This is a genomic window from Frondihabitans sp. Leaf304, from assembly GCF_001423105.1.
Taxonomy (GTDB): Bacteria; Actinomycetota; Actinomycetes; order Actinomycetales; family Microbacteriaceae; genus Frondihabitans.
In genome coordinates this window covers 150,253-168,174 of record NZ_LMNV01000005.1, presented here as the reverse complement: position 1 = coordinate 168,174, position 17,922 = coordinate 150,253, and the positions used below count along the sequence as shown (strand labels likewise).

At 69.4% G+C, this 17,922-nt stretch carries 16 protein-coding genes; 3 read left to right on the top strand and 13 right to left on the bottom strand.

All coding sequences use genetic code 11. From position 1 onward, the window contains the following. The first annotated feature begins 7 nt into the window (after nucleotides 1-7). Together ASF54_RS14205 and ASF54_RS16195 are read left to right on the top strand one after the other, a co-directional pair. Nucleotides 8-1,183, top strand: coding sequence for an ABC transporter ATP-binding protein (locus tag ASF54_RS14205; RefSeq protein ID WP_084816314.1), 1,176 nt, complete (start codon nucleotides 8-10; stop codon nucleotides 1,181-1,183). After that, nucleotides 1,180-2,715, top strand: a complete 1,536-nt coding sequence (locus ASF54_RS16195; RefSeq protein WP_084816313.1) for an inositol monophosphatase family protein — start codon at nucleotides 1,180-1,182, stop codon at nucleotides 2,713-2,715. Before ASF54_RS14205 ends, ASF54_RS16195 begins: the two co-directional genes overlap by 4 nt. Before the next feature lie 6 nt (nucleotides 2,716-2,721). On the opposite strand, the gene lysS is transcribed toward ASF54_RS16195, so the two are convergent. The 11 genes from lysS to tilS all read right to left on the bottom strand — a co-directional run bounded on the left by lysS (nucleotide 2,722) and on the right by tilS (nucleotide 14,297). Continuing rightward, entirely contained in the window at nucleotides 2,722-4,215 is a 1,494-nt protein-coding gene (gene lysS, locus ASF54_RS14195; protein ID WP_055964496.1) for a lysine--tRNA ligase, read from the bottom strand. Between the two features lie 17 nt (nucleotides 4,216-4,232). After that, a complete protein-coding gene (locus ASF54_RS14190; protein WP_055964494.1) occupies nucleotides 4,233-4,985 on the bottom strand; it encodes a Rossmann-like and DUF2520 domain-containing protein in 753 nt (250 codons plus the stop codon). Then, nucleotides 4,982-6,721, bottom strand: a complete 1,740-nt coding sequence (locus ASF54_RS14185) for a PH domain-containing protein (RefSeq protein WP_055964491.1) — start codon at nucleotides 6,719-6,721, stop codon at nucleotides 4,982-4,984. Before ASF54_RS14185 ends, ASF54_RS14190 begins: the two co-directional genes overlap by 4 nt. Before the next feature lie 62 nt (nucleotides 6,722-6,783). After that, nucleotides 6,784-7,266 (bottom strand): PH domain-containing protein, encoded by a 483-nt coding sequence (locus ASF54_RS14180; RefSeq protein WP_055964488.1) that lies wholly within the window; start codon nucleotides 7,264-7,266, stop codon nucleotides 6,784-6,786. A 276-nt stretch (nucleotides 7,267-7,542) separates the two neighbouring features. Beyond that, entirely contained in the window at nucleotides 7,543-8,022 is a 480-nt protein-coding gene (locus ASF54_RS14175) for a DUF3180 domain-containing protein (RefSeq protein WP_055964484.1), read from the bottom strand. After that, nucleotides 8,019-8,570: a 2-amino-4-hydroxy-6-hydroxymethyldihydropteridine diphosphokinase gene (gene folK / locus ASF54_RS14170; RefSeq protein WP_055964480.1), complete on the bottom strand. Its 552-nt coding sequence runs from the start codon at nucleotides 8,568-8,570 to the stop codon at nucleotides 8,019-8,021. Before folK ends, ASF54_RS14175 begins: the two co-directional genes overlap by 4 nt. Then, nucleotides 8,567-8,929, bottom strand: a complete 363-nt coding sequence (gene folB, locus ASF54_RS14165) for a dihydroneopterin aldolase (RefSeq protein WP_235481093.1) — start codon at nucleotides 8,927-8,929, stop codon at nucleotides 8,567-8,569. The genes folK and folB overlap by 4 nt, the downstream gene beginning before the upstream one ends. Continuing rightward, a complete protein-coding gene (gene folP, locus ASF54_RS14160) occupies nucleotides 8,922-9,713 on the bottom strand; it encodes a dihydropteroate synthase (RefSeq protein ID WP_055965398.1) in 792 nt (263 codons plus the stop codon). Before folP ends, folB begins: the two co-directional genes overlap by 8 nt. Nucleotides 9,714-10,400: 687 nt before the next feature. Then, entirely contained in the window at nucleotides 10,401-12,410 is a 2,010-nt protein-coding gene (ftsH, locus tag ASF54_RS14155) for an ATP-dependent zinc metalloprotease FtsH (RefSeq protein WP_055964474.1), read from the bottom strand. Nucleotides 12,411-12,613: 203 nt separating this feature from the next. Continuing rightward, on the bottom strand, nucleotides 12,614-13,165 hold the full coding sequence (gene hpt, locus ASF54_RS14150; protein WP_055964472.1) for a hypoxanthine phosphoribosyltransferase: 552 nt from the start codon (nucleotides 13,163-13,165) through the stop codon (nucleotides 12,614-12,616). A 19-nt stretch (nucleotides 13,166-13,184) separates the two neighbouring features. Continuing rightward, a complete protein-coding gene (gene tilS, locus ASF54_RS14145; protein WP_055964469.1) occupies nucleotides 13,185-14,297 on the bottom strand; it encodes a tRNA lysidine(34) synthetase TilS in 1,113 nt (370 codons plus the stop codon). A 55-nt stretch (nucleotides 14,298-14,352) separates the two neighbouring features. Here tilS and ASF54_RS14140 point away from each other — a divergent pair, with 55 nt between their 5' ends. Further along, nucleotides 14,353-14,856 carry an inorganic diphosphatase gene (locus ASF54_RS14140; protein ID WP_055964466.1) on the top strand — a complete coding sequence of 168 codons (504 nt, stop codon included), beginning with the start codon at nucleotides 14,353-14,355 and terminating at the stop codon, nucleotides 14,854-14,856. 115 nt (nucleotides 14,857-14,971) lie between these two features. On the opposite strand, the gene ASF54_RS16535 is transcribed toward ASF54_RS14140, so the two are convergent. After that, on the bottom strand, nucleotides 14,972-16,450 hold the full coding sequence (locus ASF54_RS16535) for a C40 family peptidase (RefSeq protein WP_162237142.1): 1,479 nt from the start codon (nucleotides 16,448-16,450) through the stop codon (nucleotides 14,972-14,974). A gap of 31 nt (nucleotides 16,451-16,481) precedes the next feature. Beyond that, a complete protein-coding gene (locus tag ASF54_RS14130) occupies nucleotides 16,482-17,774 on the bottom strand; it encodes a M23 family metallopeptidase (protein WP_084816309.1) in 1,293 nt (430 codons plus the stop codon). Nucleotides 17,775-17,922 lie beyond the last annotated feature (148 nt).

The window sequence follows — 17,922 nt, the reverse complement described above, 5'->3', positions numbered from 1 at the left end:
CCCCACCATGACCCTCGAAACCTCTCGCCACACACTTCCGGTCGCCCCGCTCGGGGCCGCGTCCCCTTCGGCAGATCACAGGGCTGGCCTCGTCGTCTCCGGTCTGACGAAGTCACTCGGCGGCCGCACCATCGTCGACTCCTTCGATCTCCGTCTGCGACCGGGCGAGCTCGTCACGCTGCTCGGCCCGTCCGGCTGCGGCAAGACGACGACCCTCCGCATGATCGCCGGGTTCCTCGCGCCCGACAGCGGAACCGTCACGATCGACGGCCGCGATGTGACCAACCTCGGCCCCGAGAAGCGACCGAGCGCGATGGTGTTCCAGAACTACGCCCTGTGGCCCCACCTGACCGTCTTCAAGAACGTCGCCTTTCCCCTCACAGTCAAGCGTCTGCCGAAGGCCGAGGTGACGACACGTGTCATGAATGCGCTCGAGACGGTCGGCCTCACCCACCACGCGCAGTCCCGTCCGGCGCACATCTCCGGAGGCGAGCAGCAACGCGCCGCCCTGGCACGCGCGATCGTGCAGGAACCCGGCCTGCTGCTGCTCGATGAGCCCCTGTCGAACCTCGACGCCCAGCTGCGCGTGCGTGTACGAGAAGAGATCCGCGAGATCCAGCAGCGCCTCGCGATCACGACGGTGATGGTCACTCACGACCAGGAGGAGGCCCTGGCCATCTCTGATCGGGTGGCCGTGATGAACGGGGGCCGCGTCGAGCAGGTCGACGCCCCGTCGGCGGTCTACGCCACCCCCGCGACGTCGTTCGTCGCGTCGTTCATCGGAAGCATGAACGTCCTCACGAGCGCCGAACTCGATCGGGTGCGGCACGGCCGGGCCGAAGCCGCCGGGCCCTCCGAGACCGGCGGGCCCTTCGCCGCCGGCGAGCCCTTGGAGGCCGGCGAGCCCTTGGAGGCCGGCGAGCCTTTCAACGCAGAAGGCGAGACGTGGGCGGTGCGCCCCGAGCACGTCGTGTTTCGGCCAGCGCCGGGCGGTCCGATCGAGGTCCGCCGGATCCTGCCCCACGGCCACTTCACCGAGGTCGTCCTCGACGCCGGCGGTCTCGAGCTGAGAGCCGTCGTGACCGGCGAGGCCCCGCGTGAGGGCGATCGCGGCGACGTCACCCTGACCCGCGTGCAGCACTACCGCGACGGGCTCCTCACGGCGAGCGGAGAGGCCCGATGACCCTGGTCGCAGCGCACCGCGGTGACTCCTCCCGCTATCGCGAGAACACGATTGCCGCCATCCGCTCGGCGCTGGCGGCCGGTGCCGACATCGTCGAGATCGACGTCCGCCTGACCGCTGACGGCGACGTCGCGCTCCTCCACGACGCGACCCTGGAGCGGCTCTGGGGTGACCATCGGGCCCTCTGCGAGGTCTCGACCGACGCCGTTCGCGGCTTCGGCGGGGGCGACCTCCGAATCCCGTTCCTCGACGAGGTCCTGCCCCTGTTCGACGGGTCGGACACCGTCCTCCTCATCGACATGGATTCCGACGTGCCCGCGCCGGCCGCGCACCGGGTCGTCGCCCGGCACGCCGGCTCCGCCCGCATCGCCTGGTGCGGCGACATCGACGCCATGCGACTCCTCCGCGGCCTCGACCCTGACGCCGAGATCTGGCTGCCTTGGTCACGTTCGACGCCTCCGACCGCGAACGATCTGGAGGAGCTCCGGCCCGCCGTGGTCAACCTCCCCCACCTCGTCGTCGGCGCGGCGCTGGTGACGGCGGTCCATCGTCTCGGTGCCCGCGTCTCGTGCTGGACCGTCGACGACGCCGTCCAGGCCCGCCGTCTCCGCGCGATCGGCGTCGACTCGATCACGACCAACGACCTGACAAGGATCCGACAGGAGGTCACCGGCGAACTCATCCCCCTCTCTTCAGCCGATGAGCGCCGTCGTCACCGCCTCGTCGCGCGCGAGCTCGCCGAGTGGGCCGTCGACTACGTCCGGACGCACGCGATCCTCCGCGTCGACACGAAGGCCAACCCGGCCGACCACGTGACCGAGGTCGATCGGTCGATCGAACTCGGCGTCCGCGAGATCATCGGCGCCCAGTTCGAGGATCACGTCTTCATCGGCGAGGAGTTCGGAGGAGCGGAGGCCGACGGGGCGCCCTGCTGGTACCTCGACCCCGTGGACGGCACGGCGAACCTCGCCAACGGAGTGCCGTGGACGAGCTTCTCGCTCGCCCTCGTCGAAGACGGCGTGCCCGTCGTCGGCGTGGTCGCCGACCCGTGGAGAGACCTCGTGGTCGAGGCGGCCGCCGGCGAGGGCGCCTGGTCAGCCGGGCGGCAGCTCGATCTCGGCTCCGCCCCCAGCTCGTCGCCCGCCTCCTCCGACCCTCTCCGCGGCGCCATCGTCTCGACCGAACTGGCCGGGCACCGACCGTGGCCGGGGCTCATCCGGCTCATCGACGAGCTCGCCGCCCGCTTCTGCACGACCCGCATCATGGGCTCGGGAACACTCACCGTCGCCGGGATCGCCCTCGGCTACGGAACAGCGTCGGTGATCGGATCCTTTGGTCCCGTCGACCACCTGGCTGCCTGCCTCATCGTGCGGGAGGCGGGCGGTGTCGTCCTCGACGAAGACGGGCGCGACACGCTCTTCCCGGCCCAGGGCGGCGTGCTCGCCGCTCGCGATCGGGCCTCCGCCGAGGCGCTGTTCGCGCTGTGGACCAACGCCACCGCATGGGCCTCCTACGACCCGATCGGGGTGTGAGGGCCGCTACTTGACGAGCGGGAAGAGGATCGTCTCACGGATGCCGAGCCCGGTGATCGCCATGAGCAGACGGTCGACGCCCATGCCCATACCACCCGTCGGCGGCATGCCGTGCTCCAACGCCTTCAAGAAGTCTTCGTCGAGGCGCATGGCCTCGACGTCGCCGCGGGCGGCGAGCTGCGCCTGCTCTACGAAGCGCTCGCGCTGCACGACGGGGTCGACCAGCTCGGAGTAGCCGGTCGCGAGCTCGAAGCCGCGGACGTAGAGGTCCCACTTCTCGACGACGCCCGGCTTGCTGCGGTGCGCGCGCACGAGCGGCGAGGTGTCGAGCGGGAAGTCCATCACGAAGGTGGGGCGCTCGAGCGAACCCTTGACGAAGTGCTCCCAGAGCTCCTCGACGAGCTTGCCGTGGGTCTCTTGGGCGACGCTGATGCCGAGGTCGGAGGCCATGGCCTGCAGCTCGGGCAACGGGGTGTCGACGGTGATGCGGGTGCCGGCGGCCTCGCTGAGCGATTCGTACATCGAGATGCGATCCCAGTCGCCGCCGAGGTCGAACTCGGTGCCGTCTGCCCAAGTGACCACGTGGGATCCTGCGACCGCGAAAGCGGCCTTCTGAATCATCTCTTGCGTGAGGTCGGCGATCTGGTTGTAGTCGCCGTACGCCTGGTACGCCTCGACCATCGCGAACTCGGGCGAGTGCGTCGAGTCGGCGCCCTCGTTGCGAAAGTTGCGGTTGATCTCGAAGACGCGCTCGATGCCGCCGACGGCAGCGCGCTTGAGATAGAGCTCGGGCGCGATGCGCAGGTACAGCTCGGTGTCGAAGGCGTTCGAGTGCGTGGCGAAGGGTCGGGCTGAGGCGCCGCCGTGCATCGTCTGCAGCATCGGGGTCTCGACCTCGAGGAACTCGTGCTCGTCGAACGTGGCGCGGAGCGACTTCATCACGGCCGCGCGAGTGCGAACCGTGGCGCGCGCCTGCTCGCGGACGATGAGGTCGAGGTAGCGGCTACGGACGCGCGTCTCTTCGCTCAGCTCGGAGTGGAGGTTCGGCAGCGGCAGGATCGACTTCGAGGCGATCTGCCACTCCTTGACCAACACGGAGAGCTCGCCCCGCCGCGACGAGATGACCTCGCCCGACACGAAGACGTGGTCGCCCAGGTCGACCATGGCCTTCCAGCGCGCGAGCGACTCGTCGCCGACCTCGGCCAGTGACACCATCACCTGGATTCGTTCGCCGTCGCCCGACTGCAGGGCCGCGAAGCAGAGCTTGCCGCCGATGCGGAAGTGCACGATGCGCCCCGCGAGACCCACGATGTCGCCGGTGGCGGTGTCGGTCTCGATCTCGGAGTACTGCGCGCGGACGGCCGGGATCGTGGTGGTGACCGGCACGGCGACCGGGTAGGCGCCCTCGCCGGATTCGATCAGGCGCAGGCGCTTCTCGAGGCGGACGGCCTTCTGCTCGAAGACCTCGTCTTCTGTCAGGTCGGCAGGCGCGTCGGTCATCGCTCGAACTCCAAAGATCAGGTGAGGGGGCCGTCGTCATCGAAAGACGGCATCTCGATGGTACCGGGGCCGAGCGACCCGTCGGCCGTGCCCAGCGCGCGGTCCATCGCGGATCGCACGAGCGGCGCGATGACCCGACCGGGTTCGTCGAGTCCGAGCTCGCGGAGGATGCCGACCGACTGCGACACGATCGCGGCCGAGAAGGTCGTCGCCGTCTCGACCGCTTCGGCGTACTTCGCCCGGTCGGCGTCGGCGACGACGACCGGCTCAGCGCCCATCTCGACCACGAGCGCCTGCCCGATCGGCAGCACCGGGCCCGGTGCCGTGACGGCGCAGTAGGCCTCGCGCAACCGGACGAGGTCGATCGTGGTGCCGGTGAACTGCAGGGCGGGGTGGATGGCGATTGGGATGGCTCCCGCGGCCCTCGCCGGGTCGAGCACCGAGAGACCGTGACCGGGCGACGTGTGCACCACGAGCTGCCCGGCCTGCCAGGCCTTGGTCGCGGCGAGCCCCGAGACGAGGTCGTCGAGCTGGTCGTCGGGCACGGCGAGAAGCACGAGCTCGCTCCGCTCGACGATGTCTTGCACCGACAGGATCGGTACGCCGGGCAGAATCGCGTCGGCCCGGTCGCGGCTCGCCTCCGACACGGCCGAGATGCCGACGATGGCGTGCCCGGCTGCGGCGAGCGCGGCTCCGAGGATCGGCCCGACGTGGCCGGCACCGACGATTCCGACGCCCAGTCGCCCCGAGGGTCGGTCGGCCGGGCTCACGAGGTCTCTCCGTCGACACGGCGGAACGAAGGATCCGGCGCCGGCCACTGCTGACCCGAGGTACTGGGCGCATCCCCGACCCCCTCCAGCCACCGGTGCGTCTGGTCGGCTCGAGCCGCGCCCACGGCGTGTGCCGCCGACGTCTCGAAGAACTCGGCCGCCTGCGCCTGGTCGAGCGCGCCGATGCTCGCGGTGATGGGGCCCTGCACGGTGTGGAACTGCAGGGCGGCCAACCCGAGTCGGCGCAGAAGGGGGCCCTGCGTGATTCCGACACTCTGCACGCGCGGCAGCGGAACGACGATCAGTTGGCGCCAGATCGCCCCCTTGCGCAGCAGCACGGCACCCGGGGCCTCGCGGAAGCCGTTGCGGCGCCACGAGAACCAGCGGAGCACGGCGGCCCGGCGGGGCGAGTTGGTGAAGCCCCCCTCGTCGCCGCTCGATGTCATGCCCGCCTCGATGAGCGACAGCGTCTCGGACGACTTCTCGACCGCCAGCTCGGGCTGCGCCGCGACGACGTCTTCGGCGGTCGTGTGCCCGGCAGCGAGCGCCTCGGCCGCGTCCGCCTCGGCGGCCGAGAGCCCGACGAGCTGCGGCAGGATCAACTCGAGCACGCGCGTGACGTCTTCCTTGCTGCCCACGGGCAGGATCGTCGTGTTGGCCTGGTTGTCTGCGCCCTTGGTCGACGAGTGCGAGGCACGGTTGATCTTGACCTCCCACCAGCCGAACGGCCGCCAGGCGAGGGGCTGGCTCAGGCGGATGGAGTGCACCCGGCCGGGCGGTAGCGTCTCGTTGCTCGTCGAGAGCAGACCCCAGCCGATCCGGATCCCGTCGGGTGTGGAGGCGATCGAGTAGCGCAGTGACTTCACCACACGACGCGAGTAGTAGCTGAACGACCCGAGGAGCGTCGGGAAGAACACGAAGAGCAGGAAGTACTCGCCCGTCGTGACGATGCTGACCACGACGGCCACGATGATCGCCACCAGAAAGAGCGTGAAACCGCTGAGCACGGCCGAGCCGATGAGGCGCCCGAGGTGCATCCGCACGACCGAGCGCGGTTCGGTCTCTCCTTCGCCGAGCGGCTCGGCGAGAAACTCGTTGAGGCGTTTCTCGAGTACCCCGCTCGCACCGGCCGGCTGCGCTATGCCCGGCTGCGCTCTCCCCGCTGCTTCGCGCTCTGACTCTGCACGACCACTGGCCCTGCGCAGGATCTCGGACCGCACCTCTTCGGCCGACGCCGAGCGGAGGTAGGCGAGCGGCACGTTAGCGTCGTTGCCCGCCTGGTTGATCTCGAGCTTCGCCGCCCCGAAGATCCGGGCGAACAGCTGCCGCTGCACGTTGATGCCCTGGATGCGGTCGAGTCGAGCCCGACGGTTGGTGCGGAAGAAGACTCCGCTCCGGACTTCGACGGTGTCGGCGGTGACCCGGAAAGTGTTCATCCGCCACGAGACGTAGAAGATCGCGACGATCACGACGAGCAGGGCGACGATGCCCAGCACGACGAAGAGGAGGAGCCCATGGTCGACGGCATACCCGACCGGATCGTCGCTCTGGCCACCGCGGCGCCCGTCGGGCCCGGGCAGGAAGAACTCGACGAGCTGTTCCCGCGCGCTGTTCAGGAAGATACCGATGATGACGATGAGTGCCAGGCCGCCCTTGAGCAGCGGGGTCGCCGGGTGCAGCCGGTGCCATTCGCCGTCGGTGAAGTCGATGGCGGGCGCAGCGGTCTTGGACGACACCCCGGGCTTGGCTGGCGGCCGCGGGGGCTCCGGCGGGTATTCGGGCCCGGGCGTCCAGCCGCTCACAGGCCGGCCCGCCGCGTCTCGGCCAGCTCGACGAGTTTGTCGCGCAGCCGATCGGCCTCGGCGGCGGGGACCCCCGGAATCGTCACGGCCGACGCCGCGGCCGCGGTGACGAACTTGAGGTCGCTCAGGCCGAGAGCGCGCACGACCGGCCCGCGGTTGACGTCGATCAGCTGCATGCGGCCGTAGGGCACGGCGACGAAGCGCAAGAAGAAGATGCCGCGGCGCACGAGCAGGTCGTCATCGCGCAACTGGTAGCCGATCGATCGGACTCGGCGCGGCGTGAAGGCAACCAGGAGGATCGTGACCACAAGGATCCCGGCCGTCAGCGCATAGCCCCACCACTGGCCCGTGAACCACGTGAATGCCGACACCCCCGCCAGCACGAGGCCGCTCAGTGCGTAGCTCGCCATCTCGGGCCACTTGTATTTCGGCGAGATGCGGGTCCAGCTGGCACCGTCGAGGTCGAGTCGGTCGGTCACTGGGGGCTCCTGAGGTCGTGGCTGCTCTGCCTATCGGGCGGGCTGCCGTTTACTGTCGCAGGCTACCGGACGCCTCCGTCACCAGTCTCTCCCCGCCAATCCTGAACTCAGGCGCGCCGGTGGCTAACTCAGGCCATGGCGGCAAAACTCGTCCTGACTTCAGGATCACGGTCTCCCTGGCCTCCTGAAATCAGGCCGCCAACCGGAGCTCTCCTGAAGTCAGGAGTGCCGCCACCCCAGCACGCCCCAGCCGATCCTGAAGTCAGGGGCAAACCACTAGAACCGCGCCTGCTGCGGCTGCCCCTTGTCGGAGTCGCCGTCCTCGGGCGGGATCGAGCACATGTGCTCGGCGACGAGTCCGGCTACGAGCAGCACCACTCCCCCGACGACGCCGATGACGGTCGGCACGAGCGAACTCGCGGGAACACTGACGCCGCGGGTCAGCATGTAGATCAGCATGCCGCCGACGAAGCCGCCGAACAGCGCGCCCGAGAGGCTCGACGCCTTGGCGATGAGCACGACCCGGGTCGCGTAGTAGGCATCGATGCGCTCTTTCGTGCGGCCCCGAGCCACGCGGAAGACCGGCACGGCCAGCGAGATGACGATGGCCGCGATCGCCAGCAGCACGAGGCCGAGCGTGATCGACGGAACCGCCACCGGGCGCTGCGTCGAGGCGAGAACGGCATTGAAGACGAAGCCTGCCGCGAGGGCGACCACAAGGAAGGCGACGACGGTGGAAGGGCTCGTGCGCTTCATGGGGTGGCTCCGGTGTGGTGGTCGGCGAGGTCGGCGTCGAGGCGAGCGGCCCCGGCAACGCGAGACACCGGGTCGGAGAGCTGCGCGAGGAGGGGGGCGATCGGGCCGGATCCTGGGATCGCCGCTTCGGGGTCGACCTGCAGCCAGGGCTCGAGCACGAACGAGCGTTCGGCGGCTCGGGGGTGCGGCAGTGTGAGCCGCTCGGTGTCGAGCACGACGTCGTCGTAGGCGATGAGGTCGAGGTCGAGGGTGCGGTCTCCCCAGCGTTCGACGCGGAGCCGGCCCTCGTCGTTCTCGATGCGGTTCAGCTGGTCGAGGAGCGCCACGGGCTCGAGCGTCGTCGCGAGCAGTACGGCGCCATTGAGGTAGGCCGGTTTGCTCTCGTCGAGTCCGTCGACGGTGAGGGCGACGCTCTCGATGGGAACGGAGGCGGCCACGACCTCGACTTCGGGGGTGGCTCGTAACGCGCTCACGGCACGGCGCAACGTGGCGTCGCGGTCGCCGAGGTTCGACCCGAGAGCGACCACCGCCTTCGACGAGGGCCTCACGCGCGGCTCCGCTCGATCATGATCGAGACGTCGGTGAACGGCACCGTGATCGGCGCTCCCGGCTTGTGCACGGTCACCGTGGTGCGCAGGGCGGCGCGGTGAGACAGGACGGTTGCCGCGATGCGCTCGGCGAGCGTCTCGATCAGGTCGACCGGCTCGTGCTCGATGTCGTGCACGATCTGCTCGGCAAGGATTCCGTAGTGCACGGTCTGGTCGAGAGCGTCTCCCGACGAGGCGGCCGTCGCGTCGATCTCGACGACGACGTCGACGACGAACTCCTGGCCGTCGGCCCGCTCGAAGTCGAAGACGCCGTGGTGCCCGGTCGCTCGGACACCGGTGAGGGTGAGTCGGTCAGGCACGAGAGCCTTTCTGCCAGGCGTCCCACACGTCGAGTGCGGCGCGGGTGGTTGCGACATCGTGCACTCGCACGCCCCAGGCGCCGGCCTGAGCGCTGAGCGCCGAGATGACGGCGGTGGCGGGGTCGCGTTCGCCGACGCCCGCCTCTTCGGGAAGAAGTGCCCCCAGGAATCGTTTGCGCGAGGCCGCGACCAGAACCGGCAGTCCGATCTCGGAGAGCTCGGCGAGATGCCCGAGGAGCTGCCAGTTGTGCTCGGCGCGCTTTGCGAAGCCGAGCCCCGGGTCGATCACGAGGCGATCCGGGTCAACGCCCTGCACGACGAGCTCGGCGACCCGCTGGAACAGCTCCGCCTTGACCTCGGCGACCGCGTCGCCGTAGACCGCGCGGGAGTTCATGGTGTCGCTGTGGCCGCGCCAGTGCATGGCGATGTACGTCGCGTCGGTGTCGACCACGACCTGGGCCATGTTCGGGTCGGCGAGGCCGCCCGAGACGTCGTTGACGATGTCGGCACCGGCCTCGACGGCGGCGAAGGCGGTCGCGGCGTTCATCGTGTCGATGCTGATGCGGAATCCGAGCGCGGCGAGCTCGCGGATGACGGGGATCACACGCCGTTGCTCTTCGTGCACCTCTACGCGAGCTGCCCCGGGCCTGGTCGACTCGCCGCCCACGTCGATGATGTCGGCACCGTCGGCCACCAGCGAGCGGGCGTGCGCGATCGCGTCGTCGTATCGGGCGTATCGGCCGCCGTCGCTGAACGAGTCGAGCGTCACGTTGAGGATGCCCATCACGAGCGTGCGTGCCGGAGGGGCATCAGCGACGGTGGGCGCGGCCACGGGGCCGGCGCGACGGACGACGGCGATGGCGCGGGTCGCGACGTCATCAGCCGCCGCCGTCGGCGAGGGGGTGGCAGGCGGGAGCGCAGGATCCTGGTGGTCGCCCACCGGCGAGACCTGCGGGGCGCGACTCGGCTCGACGCCCGGCAGAGCGAGGGGTTCGACGAACAGGCCGCCCGCGATCAGTCGGCGGCTCGGGGTCGCCGCCCGATCGTCGGGAACGCTCTGCTGAACCGCCCCCTCGATCGTCGCCGGGGGCTTGACGGCGTCGGCCTCGCGGCGGCCGCGGGCCACGCGGCGCAGGGCTTCGCCCTGAGCAGCGACCGTCGCCCGGTCGGCGGCCAGCTTTTCGGCGGCCACCGCCTCGGGGGCGACCACGGGGTTGGCACGCCGGCCGCTCGGGCGGGGCGCCGGGGGCGGCGATGCCTCGGGCGCCGGGCTTGCGGGGCGGTCCGATCGACGAGTGTCGCTCTGAGGCCAGGTGGCGCCGGGGTACCGCTTCGCACCACGCGGCCGCAGCCACGTCTGCTCGATCTCGGGGTGGAGGTCGGGCGACGTGGCTGCGGTGGGGTCGAGGTCACTCGTGGGAGCGCGATGCGCTCCCCGAATCGTCTCGTCGGGGGTGGGCTCGGTCACGGCCTAGGCGGGAGCGATGCCGGGGGTCGTGCGGGGCGGGCGCTTGCGAAGCGAGGGCTTGGACTCGGGCTCGGAATCGACGCCGCCGTCGACGGCTCCGGCGTCGACCGGGATGCGCGACGGGATCTGGATCGCCGGCAGGTTCGACGACGGACGCTTCGAGCTCGAGAGCCACTCGGGGCGCTCCGGGAGCTTCTTGACGTCTTTGAAGATGTCGGCGAGCTCGTCGTGGTCGAGCGTCTCCTTCTCGAGAAGCAGCGCAGCGAGGCGGTCCAGGATGTCGCGGTTGTCGTTGATGACGGCCCAGGCCTCGTCGTGCGCCTGCTCGAGCAGGAGTCGCACCTCGGTGTCGACCGTCTCGGCGATCTTCTCCGAGTAGTCGCGGTCGCTGCCGTCGCGGCCCATCATCATTTCGCCGGAGCCGTTGCCCAGCTTCACCGAGCCGACCTTCGCGCTCATGCCGTACTCGGTGACCATCTTGCGAGCCGTCGAAGTGGCTTTCTCGATGTCGTTCGACGCACCCGTGGTCGGGTCGTGGAAGACGATCTCTTCGGCGACGCGACCGCCCATGGCGTAGGCGAGCTGGTCGAGCAGCTCGTTGCGCGTGACGCTGTACTTGTCTTCGAGCGGGAGCACCATCGTGTAACCGAGGGCACGGCCGCGGGGAAGAATCGTAATCTTCGTCACCGGGTCGGTGTGGCGCATCGCGGCGGCTGCCAGAGCGTGACCACCCTCGTGGTACGCCGTGATGAGCTTCTCGCTGTCTTTCATGACGCGGCTCCGTCGCTGCGGGCCGGCCATGACTCGGTCGACGGCCTCGTCGAGGGCGCGGTTGTCGATCAGCTGCGCGTTGCTGCGAGCCGTGAGCAGCGCGGCCTCGTTCAGCACGTTCGCGAGGTCGGCACCGGTGAAGCCCGGCGTCTTGCGAGCGAGCACCTCGAGGTTGACGCTGGCCGAGAGCGGCTTGCCCTTGCCGTGAACCTCGAGGATCTGCCTGCGGCCCTGGAGTCCGGGTGCGTCGACACCGATCTGACGGTCGAAGCGGCCCGGGCGCAGGAGCGCGGGGTCGAGCACGTCGGGGCGGTTCGTCGCGGCGATCAGGATCACGTTGGTCTTGACGTCGAAGCCGTCCATCTCGACCAGGAGCTGGTTGAGGGTCTGCTCGCGCTCGTCGTTACCGCCGCCGATACCGGCGCCGCGGTGGCGACCGACGGCGTCGATCTCGTCGATGAAGATGATGGCCGGGCTGTTCTGCTTCGCCTGCTCGAACAGGTCGCGGACGCGGCTGGCGCCGACACCGACGAACATCTCGACGAAGTCGGAACCCGAGATCGAGAAGAACGGCACGCCGGCCTCGCCTGCGACGGCGCGAGCGAGAAGGGTCTTGCCGGTGCCGGGAGGGCCGTAGAGCAGGACGCCCTTCGGGATCCGCGCGCCGACGGCCTGGAACTTGGCGGGCTCCTTGAGGAAGTCCTTGATCTCTTCGAGCTCCTCGATCGCCTCGTCGGCGCCCGCCACGTCACCGAAGGTGACCTGCGGGGTCTCCTTGTTGTTGAGCTTCGCGCGCGACTTGCCGAACTGCATGACCTTGCTTCCGCCGCCCTGCATGCTCGACAGGAGGAACCAGAAGATCACGCCGATCAGCAGGAACGGCAGGAGGATGCCGAGCAGAGACAGGAGCGGGTTCGACTGGGAGACGACGTCGTCGTACCCCTTGTTGTCGCTCGAGCCGGAGTATTTGGCGTCGGAGACGGCCTGGACCACTTCGGAACCGCGGTCGGTCGCGTAGTAGAACTGCGCCGTCGACTTGTCGTTGAGCGTCAGGTCGACGCGTTGCTCGTTGCTGTAGATCTGGGCCGAGGCGACCTTGCCACCGGACAGGTCGGCGAGACCCTCCTGGGTGGTGATCTTGGTGGTGCCGCCGGCGTTGATGACGCTCCAGCCGATGCCGATGCCAACCAGGGCGATGATGACATACAGCCAGGGGCCGCGAAGTAAGCGCTTGAAGTCCATAGAGATCCGGGGGGCGCCCGACACCTTTCTGCAGGAAAGAACGTGAGTTGTAGGCTACCTCGCCGTTCCTTGCCATCGGATGGGTGTTCGCCGTAGGCCTAATGCGCGATGCCAGTGAGCGGTCCGCGCGGCACGGGTCGCGGCAGCGGACGACCGAGGCTCGCACGAGGTCCGCTGCCGCGACCCGCGTCGCGCCAAAAGAATCAGCTGTAGACGTGGGGAGCCAGGATGCCGATCGCCCGGAGGTTCCGGTATCGCTCGTCGAAGTCGAGGCCGTAGCCGACCACGAACTCGTTCGGAATCTCGAAGCCCGCGTACTTCACGTCGACCTCGACCTTGGCGGCTTCCGGCTTGCGGAGCAGCGCGAAGATCTCGACGCTCGCCGCCCCGCGACCGCGGAGGTTGGCGAGCAGCCACGACAGCGTGAGCCCGGAGTCGATGATGTCTTCGACGATGATGACGTCGCGCCCGTGCAGGTCGGCGTCGAGGTCTTTCAGGATGCGCACCACGCCCGACGACTTCGTGCCCGAGCCGTACGACGAGACGGCCATCCAGTCCATCGTCGCCGGAATACGCAGTTCGCGAGCGAAGTCGGCCATGACCATGACCGCGCCCTTCAGCACGCCGACGAGCAGCGGGTCGCGCCCCTGGTAGTCGTGCTCGACCTGGCGCGCCACCTCGGCGATCTTCGCGAGGATCTGCTCCTCCGTGTAGAGGATCGAGGTGAGGTCGCCCTCGATGTCGCTGGTCTCCATGAGGAACGGTGCTTTCGTGTCAGGGGTGGTTCTGGCGGTCCGCGGCGGCCTCGAAATGCAGGACTCCACCGCTTCTCACCACTGTAATGCCCGGCAGCGAGACGGGACCCTGGCCGTGCCAGTCGGTGACCAGGCGTGCCACCTCGAGGGTCTGGGCCCGACTCAGGGTCACGTCGAACTCGCTCGAGACGGCGAGCCGGATCAGTCGCTGCCGCAGCGCCGCCGGGTTCGCCCTCAGCCCCGAGACGCTCAGCGAGATACCCGCCTCGGCATGGTCGGCCAGGTCTTCCGCCTGCTCCTCGGCCATGTGGTCGAGTGCCGCACTGTCTTCGCGGAGCTGATCGGCCGTCCGGGTCAGAGCCTCGGCCACACCCGGCCCCAGTTCCCGCTCCAGCAACGGCAGCACGGTGGTGCGAATGCGCACGCGCGAGAACGCAGGATCCGAGTTGTGCGGGTCGATCCACGGGGTCAGCCCCGAATCCGCGCAGAAGGCCTCGGTCGACTCGCGTCGCAGACCGAGCAGCGGGCGCGCATACAGTCCGGCGCGAGGCTCCATGCCCTGGAGGCTCAGCGGCCCCGATCCTCGAGCCAGCCCGAGCAGCACCGTCTCGGCCTGATCGTCGAGCGTGTGGCCGAGCAGCACTGCACGCGAGCCCGTCTCCCGCGCGACCTCGGCGAGCGCCGCGTACCGCGCCGTACGCGCCGCGGCCTCGGGCCCGCCATCGGTACCGACGACCACGGGCCGCACGATCACGGGTGACAGCCCGAGCGCTTCCGCCTGAGCTGCGGCCGCGGCGGCCACCTCGGCGGAACCGGCCTGGAGGCCGTGGTCGATCACGACCGCACCCGCGCGCAGACCTCCGTCAAGGGTCGAAAGGCCGCCGCCGGCGCCGCGCTCCTTCGACGTGGAGCCGACGCGCGGCGCCTCGAACGCCGTAGCGGCCGCGAGGGCGAGCGAATCGGGGCCGCCGCTGAGAGCGACGAGCACATCGGCCGAGGCGCCGGTTGTTGCGGGCGCGGCCGACGGATCCTTCGGTTCGGATCTGGGGCCGGAGGCGATCTCGGCGAGCGCCTCACGGACGGCACGGCGGACATCGGCGATAGCGGGAGTCAGGCGAGGTCGGGACGGCACCTTGTAACGTTATTGCAGGCGTGCCATCGCCTTCCCCACTTATCTAGGAGTAGCCATGACCGCGTATGACGTCGTCGTCGAAATCCCCAAAGGATCCCGCAACAAGTACGAGGTAGACCACGAGACCGGGCGTGTCTACCTCGACCGCGTGCTCTTCACCGCGTTCGTCTACCCGACCGACTACGGCTACTTCGAGAACACGCTCGGCCTCGACGGCGACCCCGTCGACGCACTCGTGCTGCTCGAGTACCCCGTGTTCCCGGGCGTCGGTGTCTCGGTGCGTCCCGTCGGCGTGTTCAACATGAGCGACGAGGCCGGCTCGGACGCGAAGGTGCTCGTCGTGCCCGCGAAAGACCCGCGCTGGGCGCACATCCAAGACATCGACGACGTGCCGGAGCAGACGCGCGCCGAGATCGCGCACTTCTTCGAGCGCTACAAAGACCTCGAGCCCAACAAGTGGGTCAAGGCCGACGGCTGGGGCGATGCCGCTGAGGCCGAGGCCATCGTCGAGGCCGGTTTCAAGAAGTACGAGGAAGAGGGCGCCGGCTCGGGTCACTAGACCCCTCAGATCGGCCTGAACCCGCACGATCGGCGTCGACACCTGCCCTAGGGCTGGTGTTTATGCCGGGCGTGCGGGTTTTGCCATGCTGGGCGCGGCGAGGGGGGGGTGCGGCTCAGCCGACGGGGCGACCCACGTACGAGAGCTGGAAGTAGCGCACCGCCACGATCCGCACCTTCGCGCTGGGGTTCGGTGCTTCGAGCATCTGACCGCCGCCGATGTACATGGCGTCGTGGTACATGCCGTCGGTGCCGTTGTAGTAGAAGAGGATGTCGCCGGCCTTCATCGACCCGATCGACACGAGTCGGCCCTGGCCGTTGAGGTAGTCGTACTGCCAGCGCACGGAGTGCCCGCCGATGTAGACGCCGGCGGCGTTGTACGAGCCCATCATCAGGCCGGAGCAGTCCCAGACGTCGGGGCCGGCGCCGCCCCACACGTACGTCTTGCCGAGCTGGGCCTTGGCGAATGCCATCGCCGTCGTGACGGCCGCGGGCGTTCCGGTCGACGCCGGCGGGGTGGGCTTGGGTGCCGGGGCCGGGGCTGGGGCGGGCGCGGGCGCCGGTTTGCTCGGCGCCGGCGCGGGCTTCTTCGTCGGCGTGGTGCTCCCGCCCGTGCTGCCCGACGACGAACCCGAGCCTGAAGAACCAGACCCCGAGCCCGAACCTGAACCCGAACCAGAGCCCGAACCCGAACCCGAACCCGAGGATCCGGCGCCCGACCCCGCCGATCCACTGCCGCCCGCGCTCGATCCCGCTGAGCCTGAGCCCGACCCTGCCGAGCCCGACCCCGACCCCGTGCTGCTGCCCGTTGCGGTCCCGGCCGGGCTCGCATCCGCGATGGTGCCCGCGGCCTTGCCCGCGTAGTACTTCTTCTGAACGGCCGCGGTGGTGCCCTTGAGGAAGGCCACCTGCTCGATCAGCTGGTCTTGATTCTTCTCTTGCGTGGCGACAGCCGCAGCCGCCGTCGAGGCCAGGGAGTTGGCCCGCTCGAGCGCTGCCGAAGCCGCGGCCTTCCGGTCGGCCAGAGCCTTCTCGGCGGCACCGGCCTGATCGCTGAGCGACGCCGCGACGTTTTCGTCTTGTTTCGCCTGCTTGAGGAGGCCGCTCGTGCGCGAGGTGAGGCTGGTCATCGCGCCGAGCTGGTAGAGCAGGTCGCCGGCCCTGTCGGACTCGGTGAGCATGGTGACGGTGAGCTGGCCACCGCCCGCGTGAGAGAGCTCGGCGACGAGCTGCCCGACCTGCTGCTGTGACTTCGTGGCGGTGGAGGCCGCGGCCTTCTGCTGCTTCTTCAGCCCGGCGAGGGTCTGTGCGGCCTTCTGCTCGGCCAGCGAGGCGATCTGGTACCGCTCACCCGCTCCGAGAGCGCTGTCGTTCGCCGAGGACGATCGCTGCTGCAGCGTGGTGATGGCACCGTCGAGCTCGGCGACCGCTTTGGCAGCCTTGGCCTCGTGGCCCTTGGCGGCCTGCACCTCTGACCACGACGGGTACGGCGAGGCCTGTGCCGGAGTGGCCACTCCGAGGGCGGTGGAGGTGACGACGCCCGTGCAGACGGCGAGAACGAGGAGCACACCCAGTGTGCGACGCGGGGGCGTCACAGAGCGATCGATCTGGGTGTGCGGGGTCTCATTACAGAGTCACTCCTCGTGCGGCCATGAAGGGGACGGCGTCTTGCGCCACCGTGTTGACGCGGGTCTCGAAGTGGAGGTGGCATCCGGTCGACCACCCGGTCGAACCGACCTGCGCGATGATCTGCCCGGCCGTCACGGTCTGACCGACCGAGACGTGGATGCCTCCGTCGACGATGTGGCCGTAGCCGGTGTTGATGCCGTCGCCGTTGTCGAGCAGCACGAAGTTGCCGTAGCCGCCGTAGGGGCCCGCGTAGATGACCGTGCCGGCGTGGGCGGCATAGATGTTCGACCCGCACGAGGCGCCGAGGTCGGTGCCGGCGTGCAGCTGGTAGACGCCGATCGCCGGGTCGAGGCGGTAGCCGAAGCCGCTGGTGATGTAGCCGCCGGCGGGGCGAGTCCAGCCCTGAGCGTTGGCGACGCCGGTGGCACCGCTGGCCTTGGCTGCCGCGGCCGCCGCCCTCGCCTGAGCCGCAGCGATCTTCGCCTTGCGGATCTTCTCGCCCTTGTTGTACTTGGTCTGCGTGAGCACTCGATCGGCCTTGATCGACGCGAGCTGCGCCTCGAGGCGAGAGGCGTTGGCCGACTGCTCGTCGACAGCCGCCTGCGCCTCTTCGGTGGCCGCCTGAGCCGTCTCCAGGGCGGCGTCGGCCTTCGCCTTGAGATCGCCGAGGGCCTTCGTCGCGACTGTCGCCTGATCGGTGAGACCCTGCGCCGTGTTGCGGTCTTGGACGGCCTGCGAGTAGATGCCGTTGGCCTGCTCGGTGAGCTTGCTCATGGCCCCGAGCTTGTAGAGCAGGTTGCTGGCCTTGCCGGGGTTCGCGATGAGGTCGGACGAGATGTCGTTCGAGCCGGATCGCCCGAGCTGTGCCGCCAGCTGACCAGCTCGCGTCTCACTCGACTTCGCGACCCGATCGGCCGAGTCGGCCTTCGCCTGGAGCTTGGATCGGATGTCTTCCTGGTTGTCGTAGGCGAGCTGAGCCTTCTGGAGCTCGTCACCCTTCTCAGCCTGGACGGCCTGCTTGGCCTTCACATCGGCGTCGAGCGAGACGAGAAGCGCCCGGATCGACTTCACCTCGCGGTTCTTCACCGCCTGGTTCTGCACGGCCACCTGCACGTCGTGCCACGAGGGGTACTTCGTCGACGCACTCGCCTCGAGGGGAGTGCCCAGCACGGCACCGGCGGCGAGAAGGGCGCCCACCGCGAGCATGGCCACGGGGCCTCGCGCGCGCGATCGACTCCGACGCGGCCCTGTGGGGCGAGCGGTGCGAGAGGAGCGGAAGTAGAGAGTCATTGTTCCCGAATCGTCGTCACGGTGAGGTCGGAACCCGCCAGTCACACCGTCAACACGAGCAACAGTAGCAACGCAGGGTCTGCCGCCCAAGGGACGAAACGACCCTCGGAGCGGCACAGCAACCGACCGGGCTCCCCGTCGGAAAGCC

Bases quoted from the DNA above. Each gene is read 5' to 3' on its own strand.
- ASF54_RS14205 (WP_084816314.1), top strand. From the start codon at position 8: ATGACCCTCGAAACCTCTCGCCACACACTTCCGGTCGCCCCGCTCGGG.
- hpt (WP_055964472.1), bottom strand. From the start codon at position 13,165: ATGGAGACCAGCGACATCGAGGGCGACCTCACCTCGATCCTCTACACG.
- lysS (WP_055964496.1), bottom strand. From the start codon at position 4,215: ATGACCGACGCGCCTGCCGACCTGACAGAAGACGAGGTCTTCGAGCAG.
- ASF54_RS14175 (WP_055964484.1), bottom strand. From the start codon at position 8,022: ATGAAGCGCACGAGCCCTTCCACCGTCGTCGCCTTCCTTGTGGTCGCC.
- folP (WP_055965398.1), bottom strand. From the start codon at position 9,713: ATGGGCATCCTCAACGTGACGCTCGACTCGTTCAGCGACGGCGGCCGA.
- ftsH (WP_055964474.1), bottom strand. From the start codon at position 12,410: ATGGACTTCAAGCGCTTACTTCGCGGCCCCTGGCTGTATGTCATCATC.
- ASF54_RS14130 (WP_084816309.1), bottom strand. From the start codon at position 17,774: ATGACTCTCTACTTCCGCTCCTCTCGCACCGCTCGCCCCACAGGGCCG.
- ASF54_RS14140 (WP_055964466.1), top strand. From the start codon at position 14,353: ATGACCGCGTATGACGTCGTCGTCGAAATCCCCAAAGGATCCCGCAAC.
- ASF54_RS16195 (WP_084816313.1), top strand. From the start codon at position 1,180: ATGACCCTGGTCGCAGCGCACCGCGGTGACTCCTCCCGCTATCGCGAG.